This is a genomic window from Prevotella sp. oral taxon 317 str. F0108 (assembly GCF_000162415.1).
In the GTDB taxonomy this organism is placed as follows: Bacteria; Bacteroidota; Bacteroidia; order Bacteroidales; family Bacteroidaceae; genus Prevotella; species Prevotella conceptionensis.
In genome coordinates this window covers 7,588-9,708 of the sequence record NZ_GG740075.1, presented here as the reverse complement: position 1 = coordinate 9,708, position 2,121 = coordinate 7,588, and the positions used below count along the sequence as shown (strand labels likewise).

1 protein-coding gene and 2 pseudogenes are annotated in these 2,121 nt (G+C 52.7%); all 3 read right to left on the bottom strand.

Features of this window, described 5'->3' with window-relative positions; translation table 11 throughout:
* Positions 1-960, bottom strand: a pseudogene (locus tag HMPREF0670_RS11470) (RHS repeat protein); the annotation flags it as partial.
* 52 nt (positions 961-1,012) lie between these two features.
* Positions 1,013-1,678 (bottom strand): hypothetical protein, encoded by a 666-nt coding sequence (locus tag HMPREF0670_RS11465; protein ID WP_009231316.1) that lies wholly within the window; start codon positions 1,676-1,678, stop codon positions 1,013-1,015.
* Positions 1,666-2,121 (bottom strand): annotated as a pseudogene (locus tag HMPREF0670_RS11460) (RHS repeat protein); the annotation flags it as partial. The pseudogene HMPREF0670_RS11460 and the gene HMPREF0670_RS11465, both read right to left, overlap by 13 nt.

Sequence of the window (2,121 nt, the reverse complement as noted above, 5' to 3'; positions counted from 1 at the left end):
CTCGTCGCGCGCCACCAGCAGGCGGTTGCCCATGTCCCACGTGTAGCGGCGGCGGAGCTGCTCCACGTTGCGCGCACCTACGCTCTTGTACGTCTCGCGCCCGAACCTGTCGCGCCGGGTGGTGACGTGCACGCCGCCCGTAAGGTGGCGTTCGGCCTCCAGCCCCACGCCGTCGCGCAGCCACTTGGCCGTCCACTCCCCGCACGACATCTCCTGCAGCCTTCCCTGCCCGTCGTGGCGGTAATCAACGCTCGCCCCGAGGCTGCTTTCCGTACGTACGTGCCGCCCCGTCGGGTCGAACGTGCGCACGATGCTGTGCCCGCCCTGCGTCTCCTTCACCACGCGCCCGGCGGCATCGCGCTTGAAGGCCACCTTCGTCTCTTCGTTCTCGGCACGCAGCAGCAGGCCGTCGCCGTCGTAGGCGAAACGGCTGGTGCGTCCGTCGTGGTGGCGTTCCTCCAGCACGTTGCCCGCACCGTCCAGCTCGTAGTCCGTCTGCCGTCCGCCGGGGCGTACCACGCGGGTCACCCTGCCCGCGCCGTCGCGCAGGTATTTTCTTTTCAGGCCGTCGAAACCGGTCTCCTCCACCACTTGACCCAGTCCGTCGAGCCCGAAGGCGTAACGTTCCCCGCCTTCGTTGACGATCTCGCGCAACTGCAGCTCGCTGTCGTAGCCGAAACGCACGTGGCGGCCGAACTGCCGCCTGCCCGTGAGCGTGCCCAGCGGGCCGTAGTCGAACTCCACGTCGTGCAACAGGTCCGACGCCTTGATGAGGTTGCCCGAGGCGTCGTACACGAGGTTGTGCACGTTGCCGTCCGCTTCCTCGATGCGTACAAGGTTGTCGGCGTCGTCATAGGCGTAGGCCGTCACGTTCCCAAGCACGTCGCGCGCCCACACCATGCGGCCACGGCCGTCGTACCGCCAATCGCGGTGCAGCCCGTCGGGGAAGGTGAGCCGCACCAGTTCGTGCCGCTCGTCGTACGCCAGCGTGAAGGCGCACCCCGTTAGTCAACTATTTCCAAATCCCAATTTGCCCTTCTGCAATATTGTAGCTTTCTAGCGTCCAGACTTTATCTATCAGCCTATATCGGGCTGATAGCTGTGTCTGTTCGTCCACTTCCCACAATATGTCCTGTATTTTACCATTATCAGTATCCGTGAACTTTTTTTGTCTTGGCTTTCCGAACAAAGCCATTGCACGATCGTAAGAAACATTTTCTATAACCGCCAACTTAAAACTGCCACTATCGTCAGGTAGCCAAAGGTTTTCAATGAGAAATAGGCGCATGTCCTCCACCAAGTCTTTTTCAATGGGTTTGAGAACGGGCAACTTGTTTCTGTATTTCTTTATGTTCTCTGCAAAAAATGGGAAGAAATGCTTACCCATAATCCGCCGTTGCATAGAAACGTTATTCTTATAAGGATTAAATTCTTCTTCGGAGATTATCAAATCCATACCAAGATAATTGCAATCCTTCTCAAACCGGACCTTTGACCGGATGCCGCGTGTGGTGTACAACGCTCTGAAACAAAAAGCGAACTCAAAATCTATTTGAGGATATTTCCTTTCTATTGTTAATGAAAATGCAACAAGTTCCTTGCCTATTTCACTAACCTTTACATAGCTAGGTGAATCAATTTGAATACTTACTCTGTTCATCATTTTTAATGATAGCATTTATTACCTGCTGGCTTTTTACCAAACTGCTTTTCAAACTTCTCTATACGGCTTGTTTCAAAATTTTGGAATGACGTTTTTGCCGATTTATTGGGGGAATACTGTAAACGCTTATATTCTAAATTGTTTTGTCTCAGCCATTTTTGAGTATATCTATTTTGAATTTCAGTTCCATCTTTTCTTGTTCTGAAATTCGTTGTTTCCCCTATTTTCCAAGTATCTCCTTTCTTTAAATATGTTTTGCCCACGGGCTTATCATTCCCCCATTCATACACATCATAATAACCATCCTTCGTTGCCACTAATTTGTATACTTCGGCAGTCAACCCTAGAACATCATTCCAACAGTTTACGTCCGACACGTATGCGTACAACGTAGGATTGCCACCTGCCAACCCTATCGGGTCTTGACTGATGTAACTTCCCCCATTCGGGTCGTAATA